Annotated in this window: 23 protein-coding genes; 13 read left to right on the top strand and 10 right to left on the bottom strand. The window is 71.9% G+C overall.

The window, feature by feature from the left end; all coding sequences use genetic code 11:
* Nucleotides 1-120: 120 nt before the first annotated feature.
* The 6 genes from LZ017_RS18110 (at nt 121) to LZ017_RS18135 (ending at nt 7,482) form a co-directional block, all read left to right on the top strand.
* The gene (locus tag LZ017_RS18110) at nt 121-1,398 is read left to right on the top strand and encodes a TolC family protein (RefSeq protein ID WP_241398315.1); all 1,278 of its coding nucleotides are present in this window, start codon (nt 121-123) and stop codon (nt 1,396-1,398) included.
* Between the two features lie 43 nt (nt 1,399-1,441).
* Entirely contained in the window at nt 1,442-2,011 is a 570-nt protein-coding gene (locus tag LZ017_RS18115) for a hypothetical protein (protein ID WP_241398316.1), read from the top strand.
* A gap of 2 nt (nt 2,012-2,013) precedes the next feature.
* Entirely contained in the window at nt 2,014-3,156 is a 1,143-nt protein-coding gene (locus LZ017_RS18120; protein WP_241398317.1) for an efflux RND transporter periplasmic adaptor subunit, read from the top strand.
* A gap of 24 nt (nt 3,157-3,180) precedes the next feature.
* Entirely contained in the window at nt 3,181-6,300 is a 3,120-nt protein-coding gene (locus LZ017_RS18125; protein WP_241398320.1) for an efflux RND transporter permease subunit, read from the top strand.
* A gap of 31 nt (nt 6,301-6,331) precedes the next feature.
* On the top strand, nt 6,332-6,742 hold the full coding sequence (locus LZ017_RS18130) for a hypothetical protein (protein ID WP_241398321.1): 411 nt from the start codon (nt 6,332-6,334) through the stop codon (nt 6,740-6,742).
* Nucleotides 6,743-6,870: 128 nt separating this feature from the next.
* Nucleotides 6,871-7,482, top strand: a complete 612-nt coding sequence (locus LZ017_RS18135) for a hypothetical protein (protein WP_241398322.1) — start codon at nt 6,871-6,873, stop codon at nt 7,480-7,482.
* Nucleotides 7,483-7,489: 7 nt separating this feature from the next.
* Here LZ017_RS18135 and LZ017_RS18140 read toward each other — a convergent pair whose 3' ends face one another.
* From LZ017_RS18140 to mltG, 7 genes are all read right to left on the bottom strand, one after another.
* A complete protein-coding gene (locus LZ017_RS18140) occupies nt 7,490-7,753 on the bottom strand; it encodes a hypothetical protein (RefSeq protein WP_241398323.1) in 264 nt (87 codons plus the stop codon).
* Between the two features lie 805 nt (nt 7,754-8,558).
* Nucleotides 8,559-9,233, bottom strand: coding sequence for an ankyrin repeat domain-containing protein (locus LZ017_RS18145; RefSeq protein WP_241398325.1), 675 nt, complete (start codon nt 9,231-9,233; stop codon nt 8,559-8,561).
* Nucleotides 9,230-10,009, bottom strand: a complete 780-nt coding sequence (locus tag LZ017_RS18150; protein WP_241398326.1) for a TatD family hydrolase — start codon at nt 10,007-10,009, stop codon at nt 9,230-9,232. The genes LZ017_RS18145 and LZ017_RS18150 overlap by 4 nt, the downstream gene beginning before the upstream one ends.
* Before the next feature lie 37 nt (nt 10,010-10,046).
* Nucleotides 10,047-10,424 (bottom strand): PilZ domain-containing protein, encoded by a 378-nt coding sequence (locus tag LZ017_RS18155; RefSeq protein ID WP_241398327.1) that lies wholly within the window; start codon nt 10,422-10,424, stop codon nt 10,047-10,049.
* Nucleotides 10,425-10,440: 16 nt separating this feature from the next.
* Entirely contained in the window at nt 10,441-11,484 is a 1,044-nt protein-coding gene (gene holB, locus LZ017_RS18160) for a DNA polymerase III subunit delta' (RefSeq protein WP_277604767.1), read from the bottom strand.
* Nucleotides 11,478-12,098 (bottom strand): dTMP kinase, encoded by a 621-nt coding sequence (gene tmk, locus LZ017_RS18165; RefSeq protein ID WP_241398328.1) that lies wholly within the window; start codon nt 12,096-12,098, stop codon nt 11,478-11,480. Before tmk ends, holB begins: the two co-directional genes overlap by 7 nt.
* 4 nt (nt 12,099-12,102) lie before the next feature.
* Nucleotides 12,103-13,083, bottom strand: a complete 981-nt coding sequence (gene mltG, locus LZ017_RS18170; protein ID WP_241398394.1) for an endolytic transglycosylase MltG — start codon at nt 13,081-13,083, stop codon at nt 12,103-12,105.
* A 118-nt stretch (nt 13,084-13,201) separates the two neighbouring features.
* Here mltG and LZ017_RS18175 point away from each other — a divergent pair, with 118 nt between their 5' ends.
* The 3 genes from LZ017_RS18175 to LZ017_RS18185 are packed head-to-tail and all read left to right on the top strand — an operon-like array spanning nt 13,202 to nt 14,933.
* Nucleotides 13,202-14,173, top strand: a complete 972-nt coding sequence (locus tag LZ017_RS18175) for a folate-binding protein (RefSeq protein WP_241398329.1) — start codon at nt 13,202-13,204, stop codon at nt 14,171-14,173.
* Nucleotides 14,170-14,457, top strand: coding sequence for a DUF4936 family protein (locus LZ017_RS18180; protein WP_241398330.1), 288 nt, complete (start codon nt 14,170-14,172; stop codon nt 14,455-14,457). The genes LZ017_RS18175 and LZ017_RS18180 overlap by 4 nt, the downstream gene beginning before the upstream one ends.
* Complete coding sequence (locus LZ017_RS18185) at nt 14,454-14,933, top strand: acyl-CoA thioesterase (RefSeq protein WP_241398331.1); 480 nt, start codon at nt 14,454-14,456, stop codon at nt 14,931-14,933. The genes LZ017_RS18180 and LZ017_RS18185 overlap by 4 nt, the downstream gene beginning before the upstream one ends.
* Before the next feature lie 19 nt (nt 14,934-14,952).
* Here LZ017_RS18185 and LZ017_RS22305 read toward each other — a convergent pair whose 3' ends face one another.
* From LZ017_RS22305 to LZ017_RS18200, 3 genes are all read right to left on the bottom strand, one after another.
* Nucleotides 14,953-16,356, bottom strand: a complete 1,404-nt coding sequence (locus tag LZ017_RS22305) for a PEP-CTERM sorting domain-containing protein (protein ID WP_241398332.1) — start codon at nt 16,354-16,356, stop codon at nt 14,953-14,955.
* 174 nt (nt 16,357-16,530) lie between these two features.
* A complete protein-coding gene (locus tag LZ017_RS18195; RefSeq protein WP_241398333.1) occupies nt 16,531-17,406 on the bottom strand; it encodes a YbgC/FadM family acyl-CoA thioesterase in 876 nt (291 codons plus the stop codon).
* Nucleotides 17,403-18,338, bottom strand: coding sequence for an alpha/beta hydrolase (locus tag LZ017_RS18200; RefSeq protein WP_241398395.1), 936 nt, complete (start codon nt 18,336-18,338; stop codon nt 17,403-17,405). Before LZ017_RS18200 ends, LZ017_RS18195 begins: the two co-directional genes overlap by 4 nt.
* A gap of 88 nt (nt 18,339-18,426) precedes the next feature.
* Between LZ017_RS18200 and LZ017_RS18205 the strand changes: the two genes are divergently transcribed.
* The 4 genes from LZ017_RS18205 (at nt 18,427) to LZ017_RS18225 (ending at nt 21,831) form a co-directional block, all read left to right on the top strand.
* Entirely contained in the window at nt 18,427-19,572 is a 1,146-nt protein-coding gene (locus tag LZ017_RS18205) for an iron-containing alcohol dehydrogenase (RefSeq protein WP_241398334.1), read from the top strand.
* Between the two features lie 283 nt (nt 19,573-19,855).
* On the top strand, nt 19,856-20,533 hold the full coding sequence (locus tag LZ017_RS22160; RefSeq protein WP_277604768.1) for a response regulator transcription factor: 678 nt from the start codon (nt 19,856-19,858) through the stop codon (nt 20,531-20,533).
* Between the two features lie 40 nt (nt 20,534-20,573).
* Nucleotides 20,574-20,960: a hypothetical protein gene (locus tag LZ017_RS18220; RefSeq protein ID WP_241398335.1), complete on the top strand. Its 387-nt coding sequence runs from the start codon at nt 20,574-20,576 to the stop codon at nt 20,958-20,960.
* A gap of 472 nt (nt 20,961-21,432) precedes the next feature.
* On the top strand, nt 21,433-21,831 hold the full coding sequence (locus LZ017_RS18225; RefSeq protein ID WP_241398336.1) for a hypothetical protein: 399 nt from the start codon (nt 21,433-21,435) through the stop codon (nt 21,829-21,831).
* Nucleotides 21,832-22,244: the final 413 nt, after the last annotated feature.

A 22,244-nucleotide genomic window follows, 5' to 3' on the forward strand; every position in this document is an offset into this window, starting at 1 on the left:
GCCCGCGCCAGGGCCCAGATGACGAATTTGTCATCTTGGCGTTGGGCTGGCGTTGTCGCGGCCTCCCTAGAGTGCCCGGTCATCGCGCCCTCCGGCGCCCGCCTTCAGACGACCCCGCCGATGCGCCGACCTCCCGCCTCCCCCCTGCCCCCTGGGCTGCTGCAAGGACTGACCCTGGCCCTGGGCCTGGGCCTGTGCATGCTGCCGGCCGGCACGCGTGCCGAGCCGGCAGCGGCGAGCCTGGCGCAAGCGTTCGAGTCCGCCTGGCAGCAGCAGCCCGAAGCGCGCAGCGCGCAGGACCGGCGCCAGGCCGCCGCCGGCCGCCAGGCCCAGGCGCGGCGCTGGACGGCCCAGCCACCAGCGCTGCAGCTGTCGGCCAAGACCGACCGCTGGAGCCGCGACAGCGGCGCGCGCGAACAGGAGTTGGGCCTGTCACTGCCCCTGTGGCTGCCTGGCGAGCGCGAGCGCAGCATGGCGCTGGCCGACGCCGAGCGCCAGGGGCTGGACAGCCGCGAGGCCGCCGCGCGCTGGCGCCTGGCCGGCGAGCTGCGCGAGGCCTGGTGGAGCGTGCACAAGGCGCGCGCGGAGCTGGAGCTGGCACAGGCGCGCGAACAAAGCGCCGCCCGCCTGGCCGCCGATGTGGGCCGGCGCGTCGCGGCCGGCGAACTGGCGCGCGCCGACCGCCTGCAGGCCGAGGGCGCGCATGCCGCCGCGCAGGCCGAGCAGGCACTGGCCCGGGCGACGGTGGTGCAGGCCGAACAGGCGCTGGCCGCGCTGACGCGCCAGCCCGTGCCGGCCGAACTGCCCGACCAGCCCGAGGCGCTGCCCGACGCCCAGTCCGAGCCCGCCGCGCCGGAGCTGCCCCCGCTGCATCCGCAGCTGCGCGAGCTGGACGACCGGCTCGCCAGCGCCGAGCGCGCGCGCGAGCTGACCCAGAGCCAGCGTCGCCCCAATCCCGAACTGAGCCTGAGCACCACGCGCGAGCGCGGCGCCTACGGCGACCGCTACGGGCAGAACCTCGGCCTGGCGCTGCGCATCCCCTTCGGCTCCGATGGCGAGCGCCAGAACCGCGAGTCGCTGGCCCAGGCCGAACAGCAGGAGGCGCGCGCAGCGCTGGAGCTGACGCGCCAGCGCCTGATCGGCGAGCTGGCCGCCGCGCGTGCGCGCCTCGCCGCGGCCCGGCTGGCCGAGCAGGCCGCCGGCCGGCGTGCCGAGCTGGCGCAGGCCACGCTGGGCTTCGTCGAAAAGTCCTTCCGCGCCGGCGAAACCGACCTGCCCGGCCGGCTGCGCGTCGAGCTGGAAGCCTTCGAGGCGCAGCGCCAGGCCCTGCTGGCACGCCTGGCGCTGAACCAGTCCATCTCGGCGCTCCACCAGGCCCTGGGCCTGCTGCCGCGCTGATGCGCCGATGCGAACCGCCCCTCTCCTTCTTCAGGACTTCCCCATGACCCTGGACCCTTCCCGCAGCCGCCCCGTCGCCGGCTGGCTGCCCGCCCTCGGCCTGGCGCTGCTGCTGGGCCTGCTCGCCCCCACGGCCCGGGCCCACGAGGGCCACGGCGACGAAGCGCCCCCCGCGACGGCGGGGCGCGCGCTGCCGCGCTTCGCCGCCACATCCGAGCTGTTCGAGCTGGTCGGCGTGCTCGACGGCCAGCGCCTGACGCTCTACCTGGACCATGCCGCCGACAACGCGCCGGTGCGCGACGCCCAGCTGGAGCTGCAGCTGGGCTCGCGCAGCTTCAAGCCGCGCGCCGTCGGCGTCGGCGAGTTCGAACTGCAGCTGGACGCCCCGCTGGCCGAGGGCAGCCATGCGCTCAACGCCACGGTACGCACCGCGCAGGACAGCGACCTGCTCGCCGCCGAACTGGACCTGCACGAGGACGCCCATGCCGAAGCCGCCACGGGCGGTGGCCCGCGCCGCCTGGCGCTGTGGGGCGGCGCGCTGGCCGGCGCCGCGCTGCTGGCGGCCCTGCTCCTGACGCTCGCGCGCCGCCTGCGCGCCAAGAACAACGCCTGATCATGCGCAGATTCCTCCTTTCTTCCTTCGCCGCCACGCCGCGCCCGACCGCCGCGCTGCTGACCCTGGTCCTGCTGCTGGGCGCCGGGCCGGCGCAGGCCGGCCCCGGGCACGACCATGGCGACGCACCGCCGCCGGTGAGCGCGCAGGGGCCGCAGCGCCTGCCCGATGGCGCGGTCTTTCTGCCCAAGCCGGCCCAGCGCCAGATGGGCGTGCGCACCGTCGAGGCGCGCACGCGCCAGCTGCCGCGCGCGCTGGAGCTCAACGGCCAGGTGCTGATGGACCCCAACGCGGGCGGCAAGGTCCAGCCCATGAACGCCGGCCGGCTGGAGCCGGGGCCGCGCGGCATCCCCGGCGTGGGCCAGGCGGTGCGCAAAGGCGAGGTGCTGGCCTATGTGCAGTCCAGCGCCGGCAGCCTGGAGCGCGCCGGGCAGCAGGCGCAGCTGGCCGAGCTGCGCGCCGCGCAAGACCTGGCACGCAAGCGCCTGGCGCGCCTGCGCGAACTGGCCGACACCGTGCCGCGCAAGGACATCGAGGCGCTGGAGAGCGAGCTGGCCGGGCTGGACGGCCGCGTGCGCGCGGTCGGCACCGGACTGGCGGCGCGTGAGGCCCTGGTGGCGCCCGTCAGCGGCGTGATCGCGTCGGCCCAGGCGGTGGCCGGACAGGTGGTGGACGCGCGCGAGCTGGTGTTCGAGGTGGTGGATCCGCGCCGCCTGCGCGTCGAGGCGCTGGCCTACGACGCCACGGTGGCGCAGGACATCGCCGGCGCCCATGTGCCGCTGCCCGATGGCGGGCAGATCCCGCTGACGCTGATCGGCGCGGCGCGCAGCCTGCGCGCGCAGGCCCTGCCCATCAGCTTCCAGGCCCGTGGCGATCACCTCGCCGCGCTCGCCGTGGGCCAGCCGGTGCGGGTGGTGGTGCAGACGCGCAGCCAGGTCTCCGGCATCCCGGTGCCGGCCGCCGCGCTGATGAAGAACCCGTCCAACCAGAACGTGGTCTGGGTGAAGACCGCGGCCGAGCGCTTCGAGCCGCGCGTGGTCATGGTGCAGCCGCTGGACGGCAGCCAGGTCAGCATCGCCTCCGGCCTCAAGGACGGCGAGCGCGTCGTCACCCAGGGTGCCGGCCTGGTCAACCAGGTCCGCTGAACGCGCAGCACGGAAGACCCGACCATGTTCAAGTGGCTACTCGACAGCAGCCTGGCCAACCGGCTGCTGGTCATCATCGCCAGCCTGGTGCTGATGGCCTATGGCGCGTTCACGCTCTCGCGCACGCCGGTGGACGTGTTCCCCGACCTCAACAAACCCACGGTCACGCTGATGACCGAGGCCGGCGGCATGGCCTCCGAGGAGGTGGAGCAGCTCATCACCTTCCCGCTGGAAACGGCGATGAATGGCCTGCCCGGCGTGGAGTCGGTGCGCTCCACCTCCAGCGCCGGCCTCTCCTTCCTCTATGTGACCTTCGACTGGAACACCGAGATCTTCCGCGCGCGCCAGATGGTGTCGGAGCGGCTGTCCTCCATGGAGGAAGGCCTGCCCGAGGGCGTGGTGCCGCGCATGGGGCCGATCAGCTCCATCATGGGCGAGATCCTGCAGATCGCGATCCCCATCGACAGCGCCAAGACCTCGGCGATGGCGGTGCGCGAGTACGCCGACTGGGTGCTGCGCCCGCGCCTGCTGGCCATCCCCGGCGTCGCCCAGGTGATCCCGATCGGCGGCGAGGTGCGCCAGTTCCAGGTCCAGCCCGACACCGCGCGCATGGCCCAGCTGGAGATCAGCCACGACCAGCTGGAAGCGGCGTTGAAGGGCTTCTCGTCCAACACCTCGGGCGGCTTCCTGGAGCTCAATGGGCGCGAGTACCTGATCCGCCACCTGGGCCGCAGCTCCAGCCTGGACGACCTGCGCCAGCTGGCGCTGGGCCTGCGCGGCGGCCAGCCCGTGCTGCTCGGCCAGGTGGCCCAGGTGAGCTTCGCGCCGGCGATACGCCGCGGCGACGCCGGCCTGGGCGGCCGCCCGGCGGTCATCCTGGGCGTGCAGAAGCAGCCCGCCGCCGACACCATCGCGCTCACCCGCGCGATCGAATCGGCGCTGGACGGCATGAAGCGTTCGCTGCCCGCCGGCATGGAGGCGCCGCAGATCACCTTCCGCCAGGCCAGCTTCATCGAAGCCTCGATCCAGACGCTGCAGGGCAAGCTGGTCGCGGCCTCGGCCTTCGTCGCGCTGGTGCTGCTGCTCTTCCTGGGCAATCTGCGCACGACGGTGATCGCGCTGGTGGCCATCCCGGTATCCATCTTCATCACCGCGCTGGTGTTCCGCCACTTCGGCCTGTCGATCAACACCATGACCCTGGGCGGGCTGGCGATCGCAATCGGCGGCCTGGTGGACGACGCCGTGGTGGGCATCGAGAACACGCTGCGCCGCCTGAAGGAAGACCGCGCGCGCCATCCCGGCCACCGGCTCAATCCGCTCGAGGTCGTCGCCAAGGCCACGCTGGAGGTGCGCTCCGCCATCCTCTACGCCACCGTGATCATCGTGCTGGTGTTCGTGCCGCTGTTCGCGCTGCCCGGCATGGAGGGGCGGCTGTTCGTGCCGCTGGGCATTGCCTTCATCGTCTCGACGCTGGCCAGCCTGGTGGTCTCGGTGACCGTGACGCCGGTGCTGAGCCTGTACCTGCTGCCACGCATGAAATCGCTGGACCACGGCGACACCCGGCTGCTGGCCTGGCTGAAGGCGCGCTACCGCGCCGGCCTGCAGACCACGCTGCGCCGGCCGGTCGCGGCGCTGGCGGCCGGCGCCGGCGCGGTGCTGATCGCCGCGGCGGCGGTGCCGCTGTTCCCCACCACCTTCCTGCCGCCCTTCAACGAGGGCACGCTGCTGGTGGGCCTGCGCCTGAACCCGGGCGTCACGCTGGCCGAGTCCTCGGCGCTGGCGCGCCAGGCCGAGGCGCTGGTGCGCGAGGTGCCCGAGGTCACGCACGTGGGCCGGCGCAGTGGGCGCGCCGAGCTGGACGAGCATGCCGAGGGCGTGCACGTCAGCGAGCTGGACGTGGGCCTGAAGCCCAGCGACCAGATCCGCCGCAGCATGGACGAGATCCAGGGCGACATCCGCGCCCGGCTGGCCAACCTGCCCGCGGCGATCGCGATCGGCCAGCCCATCTCGCACCGCATCGACCACATGCTGTCCGGCGTGCGCTCGCAGATCGCGATCAAGATCTTCGGCGAGGACCTGGACACGCTGCGCGGCCAGGCCGAGCAATTGCGCGGTCGGCTGGCCGCGATCCCCGGCGTGGCGGACCTGGAGGTCGAAAAGCAGGTGCTGGCGCCGCAGATCAAGGTGCGCGTGGACTACGCGGCCGCCTCGCGCCACGGCGTGGCCGCGCCGCAGATCCTGGCCACGCTGCAATCGCTGGTCGAGGGCGAGAAGATCACCCAGATCGTCGAGGGCAACCGGCGCTTCGCGCTGGTGATGCGGCTGCCCGAGTCGGCGCGTTCGGTGCAGGGGCTGGCGCAGATCCTGATCGAGACGCCGGGCGGACGCGTGCCGCTGTCGCGCCTGGCCAGCATCGAGGAGGCCGACGGCCCCAACCAGATCAGCCGCGACGACGGGCGCCGCCGCATCGTGCTGTCCGCCAACGCGCAGGGCCGGCCGCTGTCCGACATCGTCGCCGACATCCGCAAGGTGGTGGCCGAGACGCCGCTGCCCGAGGGCTACTTCATCACGCTGGGTGGCCAGTTCCAGGCGCAGGAAGAAGCCGCGAGGCTGGTCGCCGCGCTGTCCGTGGTGTCCGCGGTGCTGATGTTCGTCGTGCTCTACAGCCGTTACCGCAGCACCCGGCTGGCGCTGCTGATCATGGCCAACATTCCGCTGGCCCTGGTCGGCGCGGTGGCCGGGCTGGCGCTGTCGGGGCAGCCGCTGTCCATCGCCGCGCTGGTGGGCTTCATCACGCTGGCGGGCATCTCGGTGCGCAACGGCATCCTCAAGGTCAGCCACTACATCAACCTGATGCGCTTCGAGAACGAGAGCTTCGACCACGCGATGATCCTGCGTGGCTCGCTGGAGCGGCTCAGCCCGGTGCTGATGACGGCGCTGGTCACCGCTTTCGCGCTGGCGCCGCTGCTGCTGGAGGCCGAGCGCCCGGGCACCGAAATCCTGCATCCGGTGGCCGTGGTGATCTTCTCCGGGCTGATCAGTTCCACGCTGCTGGACACCTTCCTGACCCCGGCGATGTTCTGGCTGTTCGGCCGCCACGATGCCGAGCGGCTGGCGCAGCAGCGCGACGCCGAGGCGCTCTGAGCCCCACCCATTCCACGATCAAGGAGGACCCATGACGACGACCCATTCCCCACGCGCGCGGCTGGCGGCCACGCTGTTGGCGCTGTCCGGCCTGGCCGGTGCCGCGCAGGCGGCCGACGGGCACGACCATGCCCATGCGCACACGCCGCTGCAGGGCGGCGTGGTGGTCGAGGCCGCGGACCTGGACTTCGAGCTGGTTGCCCAGTCCGCGCCGGTGCGCCTGCATGTGCGCGACCACGGCCGTCCGCTCTCGCTGCAGGGCGCCAGTGCCCGGCTGACCGTGCTCAGCGGTGCCGACAAGCGCGAGCTGCAGCTGCAGCCCGTCGGCGACCGGCTGGAGGCCGGTGCCGGCAGTGCCCGGCTCGCGCCGGGCAGCAAGGTCATTGCCCAGGTCACGCTGCCGGGGCGCAAGCCGGTGCAGGTCCGCTTCGTCGTGCGCTGAAGGCCGGGCCGCGCGCCCATAGCGGCGCTGTCGCGGTTTTGCCGCGTCGCGGCCGCGCGCTGCGGTGATACTTCCGCTGTCCAGAGAAGACACCGGGCCGTCCGGCTGTCTGGCAACGGAGGAATCCCATGAACAAGACCCCGACCGCGCTGCTCGGCGCCGCCCTGCTGGCGGCCGCTGGCGCGCTGACCGCCCTGCCCGCGCTGGCGCAAGGCGGGCTGCAAGCCACCGCCAAGACCCAGGTGCGCCAGTCCGACGACCGCATCACCACCTCGGTGCAGCTGGAAACCAAGGGCAAGGTGCTGGCCGTGCACAAGAAGCGCCGCAGCCTGACGCTGGAGCAGGAGAACGGCGAGCGCGTGATGCTGGGCGTGGGCCGCGAACTGGGCGATCTGTCCGCCGTGAAGCCTGGCGACATGATCAGCGTCCGCTACACCGAACGCCTGACGCTCAAGCTGCACAAGGGCAGCGCCGGCGTGCGCGAGAAGGTGGAGAGCCTGGCGAGCACCGACCCCGCGTCGGCGGCCGGTGGCGCGCGCACCGTGGAGCGCACCCGCGACCTCTACGACGTGGTGGCCAAGGACGATGCCACGCACACCATCACGCTGCGCGGCGTCAAGGGCAACATCGAGCGCAAGGTGGACGATCCCAAGCGCTACGCCCAGGTCGCCGTCGGCGACCAGGTGGAGGTGCTGCTGAGCAAGGGGCTGGCGCTGACGCTGGCGCCGCAGCAGCCCTGAACGGGGCTCAGGCCAGCGCTTGGGCGCTGGTTTGCTCGTCGATGGCGACGGCGGGATCGGGATCGATCTCGCTGTCGTCGATCCACTGGTCGTAGCCTTCCAGCTCCGCATTGGCGCTGTGCGCGATCAGCGGCTTGTCCAGCGGACGGCAGATGCGCCGCTGCAGACGCGCCAGGCGCTGCGAGCAGGCGGCGTCGCGGGCGACGCGCTCCGGATCGAGCAGCATCGCGAACGGGTTGGCGACGAAGTACTCCTGGCGGGCTTGCGACATCGTGAACTCCCTGAAGAGGTGGGGATGGGTCCACTGTAGGGAGGGTCGGGGGGCGCTCCTAGTCGGGCGGGGGACAAATGGCGTGTCGGAGGAATTCCTAGGGGTTGTCGGGGGGCGGGGGAATTGCTGCTTGAGCGGGTTGCTGCTGGTGATGGTCCCTGGTGTTGGCCCGTGGTGTTGGCCCGTGGTGTTGGCCCGTGGTGTTTTTGAAGGTCTGCGCAGGGCGCAGAGCCCGCCGGGTCCCGCCCCGGCAGGCGGGTAACTTTTCCTGCGGGCCCAGGAAAAGTCACCAAAAGGAGGGCCTGAAATGCGATTTGACCGAGGCCTGCGCTTCGCACTGAGTCCTGGCCCGACGACCATCGGGGCGGCTCCACCGCTCAGGATGTAAGTCGCTCGCCGGGTACGGCTCGACTCCACATCGGGCCTCGTGCCCGGGCTCGCTACCCACACAAGTCTTGCCGACGCTTGCGGCTCAAAGCCGCGAGCATCGGCGCCCCTGGGGGGCTGCCCAGCGGTTCCGCTGGGCTTGGGGGTGTTTCGGGCCGAGCGCCGGGCCGCCCCAAGCCGGCCCACTTGGCGATGCGGGCGGCTCAATGCCGGCCGCATCGGCGCCCCCTCGGGGGACCGGCCAGGGTACTCCCTGGACGAGGGGCTGCATTCCAGAGCCGCCCCAAGCCGGCCCAAGCCGGCCCACCAGCTGATGCGGGCGGCTCAACGCCGGCCGCATCGGCGCCCCCTCCGGGGGCCGACCAAGGTACTCCTTGGGCGGGGGGACCAATTCAGGCGGGGGGGGCCCCATCCAGGCCTATTTGAGTTTGGCGGCCAACCCCTCGCGCCCCGCCTTGCGCGCGAAGTCGGCGGCGCTCAGGCCTTGTTCGTTGCGCAGCGAGGCGTCGGCGCCGGCGGCGAGCAGGATTTCGGCGGAGGTGATGCCGCCGTAGCCGGCCGCGAGCATCAGCGGCGTGCTGCCGTTGGGCGAGCGCGCGTTGATCGCGGCGCCCTGCTGCACGAGCCAGCGCACGACGGCCGGCTCGGGCCCGGAAGCGGCGTAGTGCAGCGCGGACCAGCCCGGTTCGTTGACCAGCGCGCCCCGCATCACCAGGGCCTGCACCCAGTCCAGCCGGCCTTTGATCGCGGCCAGCATCAAGGGGGTCTCGCCGGCCTGGTTGATGGCGTTGACGTCGGTGCCGGGATGCTTCAGCAAGGCTTCGACAGCGCCGCCGGATTCTTCGATCAGCGCCACGTGCAGCGCCGTGTTGCCCTTGGCATCGCGGCCGTTGGGATCGGCCCCGCCCAGCATCAGCGACATGATGCCGCGCCCATGATCCATGCGCGCCGCCTCGTGCAAAGGCCCGCCTGGTCCGACCGGCACGCCCGCGCCCTGGGTCGGGGCCTGGGCCTGGGCTTGCGCCGATAGTCCCGTCAGCAGGAGCGCGCTCAGCGCGAGGACCGCCGCCGCGCCCAGGACGGCCGGCTTCATGGCGTCAGCCCGAACAGGCGCCGCGTGTTGTCGCTGCATTGGCGCGCGATGGTCTCCAGCGTCACGCCGCGCAGCTCGGCCAGTTGGGCCGCCACATGCGGCACATAGGCCGGCTGGTTGAGCTTGCCGCGGTAAGGCACCGGGGCCAGGTAGGGGCTGTCGGTCTCGATCAGGATGCGGTCGACCGGCAGGGCCCGCGCGACCTCGCGCAGATCGGCCGCATTCTTGAAGGTCAGGATGCCCGAAAAGGAAATCGAAAAGCCCAGGTCCAGCGCGGCCCGCGCCACCTCCAGCGTCTCGGTGAAGCAGTGCATCACGCCGCCGACCGCGTCGGCCCCCTCCTCGCGCAGCAGCCTCAGGGTGTCGGCGCTGCTGGAACGCGTGTGCACCACCAGCGGCTTGCCGGCGCGCCGGGCGGCGCGGATGTGGGTGCGGAAGCGCTCGCGCTGCCATTCCATCTGCGCCAGCGTGCGCTCGCCCAGCCGGTAGTAGTCCAGCCCGGTCTCGCCAATGGCCACAACCTTGGGTTCGGCCGCCGCGCTCACCAGTTCGTCCTCGCTGGGCTCGTGCACATCCTCGTTGTCGGGATGCACGCCCACGGTGGCGAACAGTGGCGCATGCGCGCGCGCCAGCTCGCGCACCGCGGGGAACTCCTCCATCGTGGTGCAGATGCAGATGGCCTGCTCCACCCGCGCGGCCTGCATGGCCTCCAGCAGTTCGGGCAGGCGCTCGCGCAGCTCGGGAAAACTCAGATGGCAGTGGGAATCGATGAACATAGGCGCAGCGCCCCGGCTTGGGGGCGCCCTGGGGAACTCAAAGCGTCTGGGTCGGCTTGGCGGAGGAGATTGCAGTGCCCAGCAACTCCTCGATGCGCAGCTTGAGCAAACGCGTCTTCTCATCGCCGGGAAAGCGCACGCCCACCCCCTGGGTACGGCCGCCGGAGGCATTGGCCGGCGTGAGCCAGCCCACCTTGCCGGCCACCGGGTAGCGCTGCGGGTCGTCCGGCAGCGACATCAACAGGTAGATGTCCTCGCCCAGCCGGTAGTCGCGCGCGGTGGGCACGAACACGCCACCGTCGCTGAAGGCGGGGATATAGGCCGCGTACAGCGCGGACTTTTCCTTGAACACCAGCTGGATCACGCTGGGCCGGTGCGACGCGGCGGGCACGGCGGCGGTCTTGGGATCGGTCATGATCCGCCCAGTTTACTCACCTGGCCGGACGCATGGCCTGCCGACCCTGGGCCACGAGCGACTCGAGCAGCAGCCCGGCGTTGAGCGGGTGCTCGGCATGGCGGGCATGTTGGCGCAGCTGGCCCTCCCATTGCAGCAGCGCGTCGCGCACCAGGCGGCGCGTGGGCAGCGCCTCGCGCGGGAAGAAAGCCGGAGGCGCTCCATGCTCCAGACGCAGCAGATCGTTGACCAGGCGCTGCAGCGCCGAGATCGCGCGCGGCACCGGCCAGTCGCTCAGCGCGGCGGCCTCGCCGCGCGCGACGCGCCGCGGCAGTTCCTTCCAGCTCTGCGCGGCCACGCCGTCCTCGCTCCAGCGCAGCGCCTCCTGCGGCCGGCCGCCGGTGGCGTCCAGCAGCACCGCGGCTTCGTCGGCGTCGGCGCCCACGCCCTGCTGGTGCAGCCATTGCAGCGCCAGCTCGCGCGGCGGCAAATGCAGCGCGATCGGCTGGCAGCGGCTGCGTATGGTGGGCAGCAGTTGCTCGGGCGCGCTGCAGGACAGCGCGAAGCGCAAGAGCCCGGCGGGCTCCTCCAGGGTCTTCAGCAGCGCGTTGGCGGCCACCGTGTTGAGCGCCTCCGCCGGGTGGATCACGACCACCTTGGCGCGCCCGCGCGCGGCGCTGGTCTGCGCGAAGGCCAGCATCTGGCGCACCGCCTCGACCTTGATCTCGCGGCTGGGCTTGGCCTTGCTGGCCTTGCCGCCCTTGGGCTCGGCCTCGCCGTCGCCCTCGCCTTCCAGTCCCAGCTGCTCGCGCAGCGCGTCGGGCACGAGCAGCATGAAGTCGGGATGCGAGCCCGCGTCCAGCAGATGGCAGCTGGGGCAATGGCCGCAGGCCGGCTCCGGCTGGGTGGCGGCTTGGGGGCGCGGGGCTTCGCACAGCCAGGCACGCGCCAGCTGCAGCGCCAGCTCCAGCTGGCCGACGCCGGCCGGCCCCTGCAGCAGCAGCGCATGGCTGCGCCCCTGGCTCAGCGCCTGTGCCAGCGGCTGGGCCAGCCAGGGCAGCAGCTCGGTCTTGCTCACCATGCGCGCCGCTCCAGCTCCGCCTGGACGCGCGCCCAGACCTCGTCCACGCTGCCCGATGCGTCGATGCGCACGATGCGCTGCGGTGCGGCCTCGGCGCGGCGCGCGTAGGCGGCGCGCACGCGGGCGAAAAAGTCCAGGTCCTGCTGCTCCAGCCGGTCGGCGGCGCGCGCGCCGGCGCGGCGCGCGGCGGCGATCCGCGGTTCGACGTCGAACCACAGCGTCAGGTCGGGCTGGCGGCCGTCCAGCACCCAGGATTCGAGGGTCAGCAAGCGGGCCCAGTCCATGCCGCGACCGCCGCCCTGGTAGGCGAAGCTGGCATCGGCGAAGCGGTCGCAGAGCACACTGCGACCCGCGTCCAGCGCCGGCGCGATCACGCGGCGCAAATGGTCGCGCCGCGCGGCGAACACCATCAGGGCCTCGGTGAGGCCGTCCATGTCCTCGCCCAGGAAGAGCGCGCGCAGCGACTCGGCCAGCGGCGTGCCGCCGGGCTCGCGGGTCAGCACCGGGTCCTCGCCCCGGTCGCGGAAGAAGGCCGCCAGCCGCGCCACATGGGTGGACTTGCCCGCACCGTCGATGCCTTCAAAGGTGATGAATCTGCCGCTCGCGTCGGACATGGGCTTATTTCTGCTGGCGTTGGTACTTGTTGACCGCGCGATTATGCGCGGCGAGGTCCTCGCTGAACTGGCTGCTGCCGTCGCCGCGGGCCACGAAGTACAGGGCCTTGGACGGCGCCGGATGCAGCGCCGCCTGCAGCGAGGCCAGGCCCGGCATCGCGATCGGCGTCGGCGGCAGGCCGGTGCGCGTGTAGGTGTTGTAGATGGTGTCCGTCTGCAGGTCGCGCTTGCGCAGATTGCCGTCGAAGCTCTCGCCCAGCCCGTAGATCACCGTGGGGTCCGTCTGCAGCGGCATGCCCAGGCGCAGCCGGTTCACGAAGACCGACGCCACCAGGCCGCGGTCGGCCGGCAGTCCGGTTTCCTTTTCGACGATGGAGGCCAGCACCAGCGCCTCGTCCGCCGAGCGCAGCGGCAGGCCCTCGGCGCGGCCGGCCCAGGCGGCCTTCAGGCGGCGGTCCATGGCCTGGTAGGCGCGCTTGAGCACGGTGAGGTCGCTGACCCCGCGGCTGTAGGCATAGGTGTCGGGGAAGAAGCGCCCCTCCGGATGCTGCTCGGGCGCGCCCAGCAGCGCCATCAGCTGGGCGTCGCTGAGCCCGGCGGTGGTCTGCTTCAGTGCCGGGGCGGCGGCCAGCGCGGCGCGCACCTGGCGGATGTTCCAGCCTTCGATCAGGCGCAGCTGCTCCAGCACCTCGTCGCCGCGCACCATCTTGTCCAGCAGCTCGCGCGCGGTGATGCCGGCATGGATTTCGTAGCTGCCCGCACGTATGCGCTTGGCCTGGCCCGACCAGCGGAACCACTGGTACAGCAGCCGCGCGTCGGTCTGCACGCCGGCCTGCACCCATGCCTGCGCGACCTCGCGCGGCGGGGTGCCGGGCTCGATGGACAGCTCCACCGCCGGCTTGTCCAGGGCCAGCGGCTTTTCCAGCCACCACCAGGCGGCCGCGGCGGCCGTGGCCAGGGCCAGTGCGCCCAGCAGCAGGCTCATGAGCAGCCAGCGCAGCAGCAGGCCTCCGCGGCCCTGGCGTCGATTCTTGCGGGGAGTGTTGCGGCGACCCAAGACCTGATGCGCTCCATGTAATGCGGGCGCTGATCATAATCGCGCCATGACTGACACCCACCAAACCGAAGAGGCCGCCGCGGGCGGTCCGTCGACCCTGCAACAGCCGCAGGGCGTGCTGCCGCTGGACGACTGGGGCGTGATCCGCGCCGCGGGCGAAGAGGCAGCGAAATTCCTCCACGGCCAACTGACCCAGGACCTGCTGGCCCAGGGCCTGCACGAAGGGCGGCTGGCCGGTTACTGCAGCGCCAAGGGCCGCCTGCTGGCCCTGCTGCTGGCCTTCAAGAACAGCCCCGACGAGCTGCTGCTGGCGCTGCCCGCGGAGCTGCTGCCGGCGACGCAGAAGCGGCTCTCCATGTTCGTGCTGCGCGCCAAGTGCAAGCTCGGCGACGCCGGCTCGGACTGGCAGGTCTGGGGCCTGGCCGGCACCGCGGCGCGCGACTGGCTGGGCGCGCAGGCTCCCGGCGCGGTCTGGGGCGTGACGCGCATGCCCCTGAACGAGAGCGGCGAGGCCCTGGTGTGCCGGCTGCCCGACGATGGCCACGGCCCCCGCTACCTGGCGCTGGCGCCGCGCGCCGCCGCCCTGCCCGCGTTGCCGGCGCTGACGCCCGAGCAGTGGCAGCAGCTGGAGGTGCGCTCGGGCCTGGCCTGGGTGCGCAGCGCGACCGTGGAGCAATTCGTGCCGCAGATGCTCAATCTGGAACTGCTGGGCGGCGTGAACTTCCAGAAAGGCTGCTACCCGGGCCAGGAAATCGTGGCGCGCAGCCAGTACCGCGGCAGCGTCAAGCGGCGCACGCACCGCTTCGCGCTGCAGGGCCAGGCGCAGGTGGGCCAGGAGCTCTTCCACAGTGCCGATCCCGAGCAGCCGGCCGGGCTGGTGGCGGCCGCGGCGCCGGGCGAGCTGCTCGCCGAGGTCAAGCTGGCGGCGCTGCAGGACGGCAGCCTGCACCTGGGCGCGGCCGATGGCCCGCTGCTGCAGCATCGCCCGCTGCCCTATGTGGTGGGAGAGCCGCAATGAACGAGGCCGCGGCCTGCGCGGACGAAGCGGGACAGGAGCTCTACGTCTACTACCGCCTGCGCGCCGAACAGGCCCAGGCGGCGCGCACCTGCTTCGACGCGGCGCGCGGCGAAGCCCCGGTCCGGCTGCTGCAACGCCATGACCACGACCCCTCGCTGCTGACCTGGATGGAGGTCTACCGCGGCCACGGGGCCGAGGCGCTGGAACAGCGCATCGCGGGCGCGATGGCTGCGTATGCCCAGGGCCCTCGGCATCGCGAATGCTTCGTGCCGTTGGTCGGATGAGCGCTCTGCTGACGGACGAGGACGGCTGGGATCTGCCGCGGCCCTACTGCGTCGCGGTGCGCCCGCGGCCGGAGCACATCGACGGGCTGAACCACACCAACAACGCGGTCTATGTGCAATGGTGCGAGCAGGTCGCCTGGGCGCATTCGCAGGCGCTGGGGCTGGACCTGTGCGACTACCAGGCACAGGACCGCGCGATGGCAATCGCCGCCGCGGACTATCAGTACCTGCTGCCGTCCGGCGAAGGCGAGGCCCTGGTGCTCGCCACCTGGCTGACCGGCAGCGATGGCCGGCTGAGCATGGAGCGGCGCTTCCAGCTGCGCCGCGAGAGCGATGGCGCCACGCTGATGCGCGGGCGCTGGCAGCTGGTCTGCATCGCGATCAGCAGCGGCAAGCCGCGCCGCATGCCGGAGCGCTTCCTGGCGCTCTATGGCGCCGCGGTCGTCGAGGCGCCGCCATCACCGGAAGGCCGCTGACCGCGCCACCGCCTCGCCGTCAGCGCTGGCGGCGCCGGCGCGACATCAGGCCCAGGCCCATCATGCCGGCCAGCATCATGGCCCAGGTGCTGGTTTCCGGCACCGCGGCCGCCATGGGCTTGTACAGCCAGATCGCCGCGTCGCCGCTGGCATCGGCGGCGTCCATCGCGATGAAGGCGCCCAGTTCGGGCGCGTACTCCCACTTGCCCAGCACGCCGTCGGTGAAGTTGCCCTTGGGCTGGGCGGCGGTGCTGCTGGAGGCCTTGTGGATGGTCCACACCGAGTCCAGCTTGCCATCGGCCAGATACTCGGCCTTGGTGGTCCAGACCGTGCCGCCGGCCGTGCCGTCCCAGAACACCAGCTCGCCGGTCTGGGCGTTGTAGGCCACCGAGGTCGAGGCGTTGGTGGCCCAGTCCTCGCCGGTCTCGGTCACCAGACGCACGCCGAACTCTTTGTTGGCCGTGGGATTGGCCGCGTTGTTCTGCGACAGGTCCCAGATCGCGAGGTCGTTGACGAAGCTGCCACCGGTCAGCGCGGTGCGGACGAACAGGCCGTTGGCGCTGTCGATCGCCGCGGCGCCGGACTGGATGTAGGCCGAACCGAAGTCGACGCCCACCATGGACCAGCTGTCCGGCGTGCCAGGGGACCCCAGCTCATAGCGGAACAGCGCGGGCAGCCCCGAGGAGTTCTGGTCCAGCGTCAGGTAGATCACGTCCTTGCCGTTCTCGGCGCGGTAGGCGCTGGTGCCATAGATGTAGCTGCGGCCGCTGCCGGCGGGCATGCCCACCCAAGGGTCGTAGGGGCGCGCCTGCCAGGAGTTGGAACCCTGGCTGCTGGGGTTCCAGCCGGTGCCCGTCGCACCGCCCACCTTGTTGGCATCGGCCAGCGCGGGGTTCCACCACCACACGCCGGTGCGGCCATTGGCGTCCGCCGGGGCGCCGCCGCTGTTCCACGCGGCGCCGCCGAACATCACGAAGCGGTCGTTGATCGGCGCGTAGATGTTGGTCTGGTAGGTGTGCGAGGACTGCGGCGCGCCGCCACCGTTGATATAGCCGGTGCTCAGGTCCACCTGGCTGGGCAGGCTGCCGCGCGTCCACGTGCCGTTCGAGCCCTGCCACAGGTAGACCTCATTGCCGACGTAGTTCGCATGGCCGCCGCCGTACAGGATGATGTTGCCGCGGCTGCCGTCCCAGGCCATGCCCGACCACGCATAGGTCACGGCCAAGGGGCCGCTGGGAGACGGCGGCGCCTGATCGGCGCCGGTGGGCGCCGCATCGATGAATTTGTTGGTGCTGGCTTTGACCCAGCCGCCCGCCGGCGTGGCGTTCAGCAGGTTCTGCAGATAGGTGTAGTCGGCCGCCTGCACGGCGGTTCCCAGACATCCGGCCACCGCGGCGACCAGGACTTGAAGCTTGTGTCTCACTGCCAGCTCTCCCAAAACGACTTTTCGCGTGCACGCACGACGCGCCGCGGAGAATCGTTCCGTGTCCGACAGGTGTCAATCCCCTAGCCAGGGAGGGGCCCGGTCGGCGCATGCCGTCTGTTTGCCGTCGATCAATTGCAGAGGGCCGAGCCAGGGAATCGGGCGCGCGGCAGTTCAGATCGTGCGCACCATTTCCACATGCTGAATGCCCGCCTCCTCGAACACCGGGCCGCGGCGCGCGAAACCCTGGCGCGCATAGAAGCCCTCGGCGCTGAGCTGGGCATGCAGCAGCACCTCGCGCTCGCCGCGCTCGCGCGCGGTGCGGATCAACGCCTCCAGCAGCTCGCGGCCGATGCGGCTGCCGCGCACGCTGCTGGCCACCGCCATGCGGCCGATCTTGGCCACGCCCGGCACATGCTCCAGCAGCCGTCCCGTGCCCAGCGGCCGGCCCAGGCGGTTGTAGGCCACGGCATGGATGCAGACCTCGTCGGCCGCATCCCATTCCATCTCGGCCGGGATCTTCTGTTCGTCGACGAACACCTGTTGGCGTATCGGCCCGGCGTCGCCGCCCAGCTCGGCCCAGCCGCCGATGCGCACCTGCACCATGGACTCCTGGCGCTCGTAGCCCTGCAGCAGCTCGCGCAAGGCCTGCGGCAGCGGCCGCGAGACGCGCGCCGCCGGATCGGCGAACACATGGACCAGCTCGCCATGGACGAGGCAATCCTCGCCCCGGAACACCGCGCAATGCAGCGTCAGCGAACTGTTGCCGATGCGCTCGCAGCGCACGCCCACGTCCAGCAGCTCGTCGTAGCGCGCCGAGTCCAGGTATTCCAGCGTCGCCTTGCGCACGAACAGGTCGCCGCCCAGCTGCGCCATCGTCGCCGCATAGGGCAAGGCAAGCGCGCGCCAGTAGCCGCCCACCGCGGTGTCGAAATAGGTCAGGTAGTGGCCGTTGAAGACGATGTGCTGGGCATCGATCTCGGCCCAGCGCACGCGCAGCCGCTCGAAGAAGCGGAACTGGCGCCGACGCGGCGGGTTGCTGCTGCTCATGGAAACAAGGCCTCCCTCAACGCGGCGGCGCAGGCATCCAGGGCCTGGTCGGCCTCGGGGATGCTGCGCCCCATCTTGATGAAATCATGCGTCACGCCGCGGAACAGCTCCAACTGCACCGCGTTGCCTTGGGCGCGCAGCAGGTCGGCGTAGGCCAGCCCTTCGTCGACCAGCGGATCGGCCTCGGCCAGGATCACGCAGGCGGGCGCCAGCTCGCCGTGGTCTTCCGCCAGCAGCGGAGCGAAGCGCCAGTCGGTGCGTTGCTCGGCCGGAATGTAGTGGTTGAAGAACCAGGCGAGCGCCTGCGCGTCGAGCAGATGGCCCTGCGCGAAGCGGCGGTGCGAGTCGGTGTCGGCATGGGCCGTCGCGCCCGGCGTGATCAGCAGCTGCAGGGCCAGGTCTTGCCCCAGCTCGGCGCGGATGTCGCGCGCATGCAGGGCCGTCACCGCCGCCAGCGTGCCGCCGGCGCTGTCGCCGCCCACGGCCAGCCGGCGCCCGTCCAGCCCCAGCCCGGCGGCGTGGCCCGCCACCCAGCGCAGCGCCGCCCAGCAGTCGTCCACCGCCGCCGGGAAGGGATGCTCGGGCGCGAGGCGGTAGTCCAGCGCGATCACCGCCGCGCCGCTGCGCAGCGCCAGCTGGCGGCACAGGCTGTCGTGGGTCTCCAGGCTGCCGATCACGAAACCGCCACCATGGAAGTACAGCAGCACCGGCGGCGGCGCGCCTTGCGCGTCGCGCGGGCGGTCGACGTAGAGGCGCGCGGGCAGCGTGCCGGCCGGGCCGGGAATGAACAGCGGCTCGACGCGCGCCAGCGGCGCGCGCGGCAGGTCCAGGATCTCCGCCCCCATCAGATAGGCGATGCGCGCCTGCTTGGGGCTGAGGCTGTGGAAGGCGGGACGGTTGGCGCGGTGGATGCGCTCCAGCACCGCGGCCATGCGCGGTGTCAACAAGGTGCTACTCAACAAGGACTCCATCGCCTATAAGGCAGGGGCGGATTTTCCCTCAATGAACGCGGAGCGACGGATGGCCCTGATCCAGTACCTGACCCACATCCACCTGGAGCCCGGCGCGCGCCGCCTGCTGATGACCGAATGCGAACGGGTGGGCATGCGCCGACCGCTGCTGGTCAGCGACGCCGGCGTGAAGGCCGCCGGCGTGCTGGCCCGCGTGGAGCAGGCCTGGAGCGGCGCGCCGCTGCCGGTCTTCGACGCCACGCCGGCCAACCCGACCGAGGCCGCGGTACGCGAGGCGGCGGCGCTCTACCGCGGCGCCGAATGCGATGGGCTGATCGCCGTCGGCGGCGGTTCCAGCCTGGACCTGGCCAAGGGCGTCGCGATCGCGGCCACGCACGACGGGCCGCTGCTGCGCTACGCGACGATCGAAGGCGGCAGCCCGCGCATCACCGAGCGCGCCGCGCCGCTGATCGCCGTGCCGACGACCGCGGGCACCGGCAGCGAGGTGGCGCGCGGCGCCATCCTCATCGTCGACGACGGCCGCAAGCTGGGCTTCCACAACTGGGCGCTGCTGCCCCGGTCGGCGATCTGCGATCCCGAGCTGACCGTGGGCCTGCCCCCGCTGCTGACCGCGGCCACCGGCATGGACGCGATCGCGCACTGCATGGAGACCTTCATGTCGGCCGCCTTCAACCCGGCCGCCGACGGCATCGCGCTGGAGGGCCTGCGCCGCGGCTGGGGCCAGATCGAACGCGCCACCCACCAGGGCGAGGACCTCGCCGCGCGCCAGGACATGATGGCCGCCAGCACCCTGGGCGCGCTGGCCTTCCAGAAGGGGTTGGGCTGCGTGCATTCGTTGTCGCATGCGCTGGGCGGGCTGAACCCGCGGCTGCACCACGGCACGCTGAACGCGGTCTTCCTGCCCGCGGTGATCCGCTTCAACGCCCAGCACGACAGCCTGCACCGCGAACACAAGATCGCCCGCCTGGCCCAGGCCATGGGGCTGCCGCCGCGCCACAACGCCGACGCGCTGGCCGAGGCCGTGCTGGCCATGAACCAGCGTCTGGGCCTGCCCGCGGGCCTGGCCGAGCTGGGCGTGGAGCCGGCGCTGTTCGACGCCGTGATCGAACGCGCGCTGCAGGACCACTGCCACAAGACCAACCCGCGCGAGGCCAGCGCCGAGGACTACCGCGACATGCTGCAGCAGTCGCTCTGACCGGCGCTGCGCGGCGCCGGCGATGCCCTGCCCTGGCGGGCGCAGGATCGCCTTGCGGTCCGCGCCGCCAGGCTGTACGCTTTAAATGCGACTTGCGATCGCAGTTACGGCGTGGCAGACAGACACCCGAACACGGGTGCTCCAGGGAGACCCAAATGACGTACCACACCGGCCTGCCGGGCCTGGCCCGGCTGACTCCCTTTTGTCCCGCTCGCCTCGGCAAGGTGCGGGCGTGAAGGCCTTGGCCTCCGGGGCGGCGCGGGATCCGGCCCCTCCGACCCGCATGCAGGGGCCCGACACGCTCGCGATCATCTGCGAGGTGCGCCTGTACCGCGAGGGCCTGGCGGCCCTGCTGGTCGAGCGGCGCCGGCACGCGGTCGTGGGCTTGAGCCCGGTGCAGGCCATGCAGGGCGATCTGGCGCGCGCCGCGCCGCAAGCGGTGCTGGTGGAGGCGCCGCTGCTGCAGCGCGTGCCGCAGCAGCAGTTGGGCATCACGGCGGACATGGCCGTGCTGGCCTTCGCCGTGCGCGAGGACGACGAGGACGCGGTGCTGGGCTGCGCGAAACAGGGCGCCAGTGGCTTCCTGTCGCATGACGCGCCGCTGGACGAGCTGCTGGCCGCGCTGGAGTCGGTGCGCCAGGGCGGCATCCATTGCTCGCCGCGCCTGACGCGCTTGTTCATGCTGCGCGCCGCCGGCGGCGCGCTCGCCAGCCCCGGCGCCGAATCGCCGCTGACGCTGACGACGCGCGAACGCGAGGTGCTGGACCTGATCACGCACGGGCTCTCCAACAAGGAAATCGCGCGCCGCCTGGGCATCGAGAGCGCGACGGTGAAGAACCACGTCCACCATCTGCTCGAGAAGCTGCATGTACGGCGGCGCAGCCAGGCGGCCGCGCTGCACGCGACGCAGCGCCTTCGCGCGGACCCGGCCCGCGCGGCGGGAGGGATGCAGTCCAATTGATCCATGGCGGTCGGCGCAGGCCTTGGGCAGCATGACCGGCATGCCGCCCGAGCCCGCGCCCTCCCCCGCCTCTGCTGGCGTCGTCCTGTCGCCGCTGCCGCCCTGGCTGCGCGACGTCGTGCTGCATGCGCTGCACGAGAGCGGCACGCCGCTGATGGCGACGCCCCACTCCTGCCTGGCCGCCATGCAGCAGGCCGAAACCGTGCGGGCCGGGCTGCTGGTCGCGCCACTGGCCGCGCTGAGCCCCACGCAGACCGGCTGCCTGCTGCAGGCACCGCCGGGCCTGCGCATGCTGGTGCTCAGCCTCGAACGGCAGGGCATTGCGGCCTACGAGCTGCGGCTGCTGACGCGCGACCTGAGCCTGGCCGAACTGACGCGGCTGCTGCGCGGCGGTGGGCGGCCCGAGGCCCTGCCCCCGGCGCACTGAGCACCGAACACGGCGAAGCCCGGCGCACGGCTGTCCCGCCTGCGCCCTCCTCACCTTCCTCACCTTCCTCACCCTCCTCGCCCTCTTCAGCGACGCCCACCGTGGCGGCCCGCCGGCGAAAGCCAGTGGCGCCGCCGCGCGTGGGGTCTGGACCTTCGGGTCCATGCGGTCCGGACCATGCGGCCGCCCGGTCCGGGACGGATGGCCCGACCGGCCCGGCCTCCACGGCCCTCAAGGCCCGGGTCGCTGTCTGGACCGGCGCCCCGCCATTCAATCCATTGGCGGCGCGGCGCGGCGGCCCCATGCTTGGGCCCAAGCGAGAACAACAGGAATGCACGGCATTCCACGACACATGACCCCGAGGCCGCGACGACGGCCGCGGGCGTCCACGAGGTGCATCCGGGGCCCGGCCGGTGAATCACAGCCAGGATCGATCGCCCCGCAATCGACGGCACGGGAAGGAGGTGAAACCATGGTTGACGTGACGAAAGGCGGTGTGCCCGACGCCCTGATCCACGCGGTCGGTGCGAAGTCGGTCACACAGGCAATCACAGAAGCGGTCACAAGCGAAGTCACAGCGTCCGCGACACGCAGTGCCACACAGGCGCTGACAGCGGCGCTGCAGACAGCCGCGGTGACACAGGCCGTGACATTGGGTGTGACACAGTCGATGACAGCGGGCCTGACACAAGCCGTGACACAGGCGCTGACACAGGCGATGGCCACAATGGTCAAGCTGCCCGACCTGGCCATGACACTGTCTGAGACATTGGCTCAGACACTGGCCGGCGGACTGACAGCCCGCGTGTCGCAGGCGCTGACATCCGAAGCCGTCACAACCTCGCTGCGTGGCGGGGTCACAGCCGGCTGACGAATGCGCGACAAGGAATGCCTTCCGTGCCCAGGTGCCAACGCCGCGGGTGCCCATGGCCGCATGGTGCGGAGCGACCGGCAATGCCGCGCCGGACTCCCACGCCATTCCCCGGCATTCATGCGAGGCGGGTCCGCCAGCGCGGACCTGCCGCTTCCCCACCACGCAAGGAACACGACCCCTCACACACGCCCATGGCGCAATGGTAAAGGGCTGAATCGGGCCGACGGAGCACACCACGCTGGAAAGAATTTCTTGCCGATCCTGGGACTCCTCCCTCGCGAGCTAGACGCGGGGAACTCCCGCAGCGATGAGCGCTCATCGCTGAAGCGTGCGGATCGGCGCGGCAAAGCGGAACGGCGTGCCCCACATGGCGAGATTCAAGCCTGAAGCGCAACGGCCTTGTAAACCGT

This window comes from Pelomonas sp. CA6 (genome assembly GCF_022549225.1).
Classification (GTDB): domain Bacteria; phylum Pseudomonadota; class Gammaproteobacteria; order Burkholderiales; family Burkholderiaceae_C; genus Roseateles.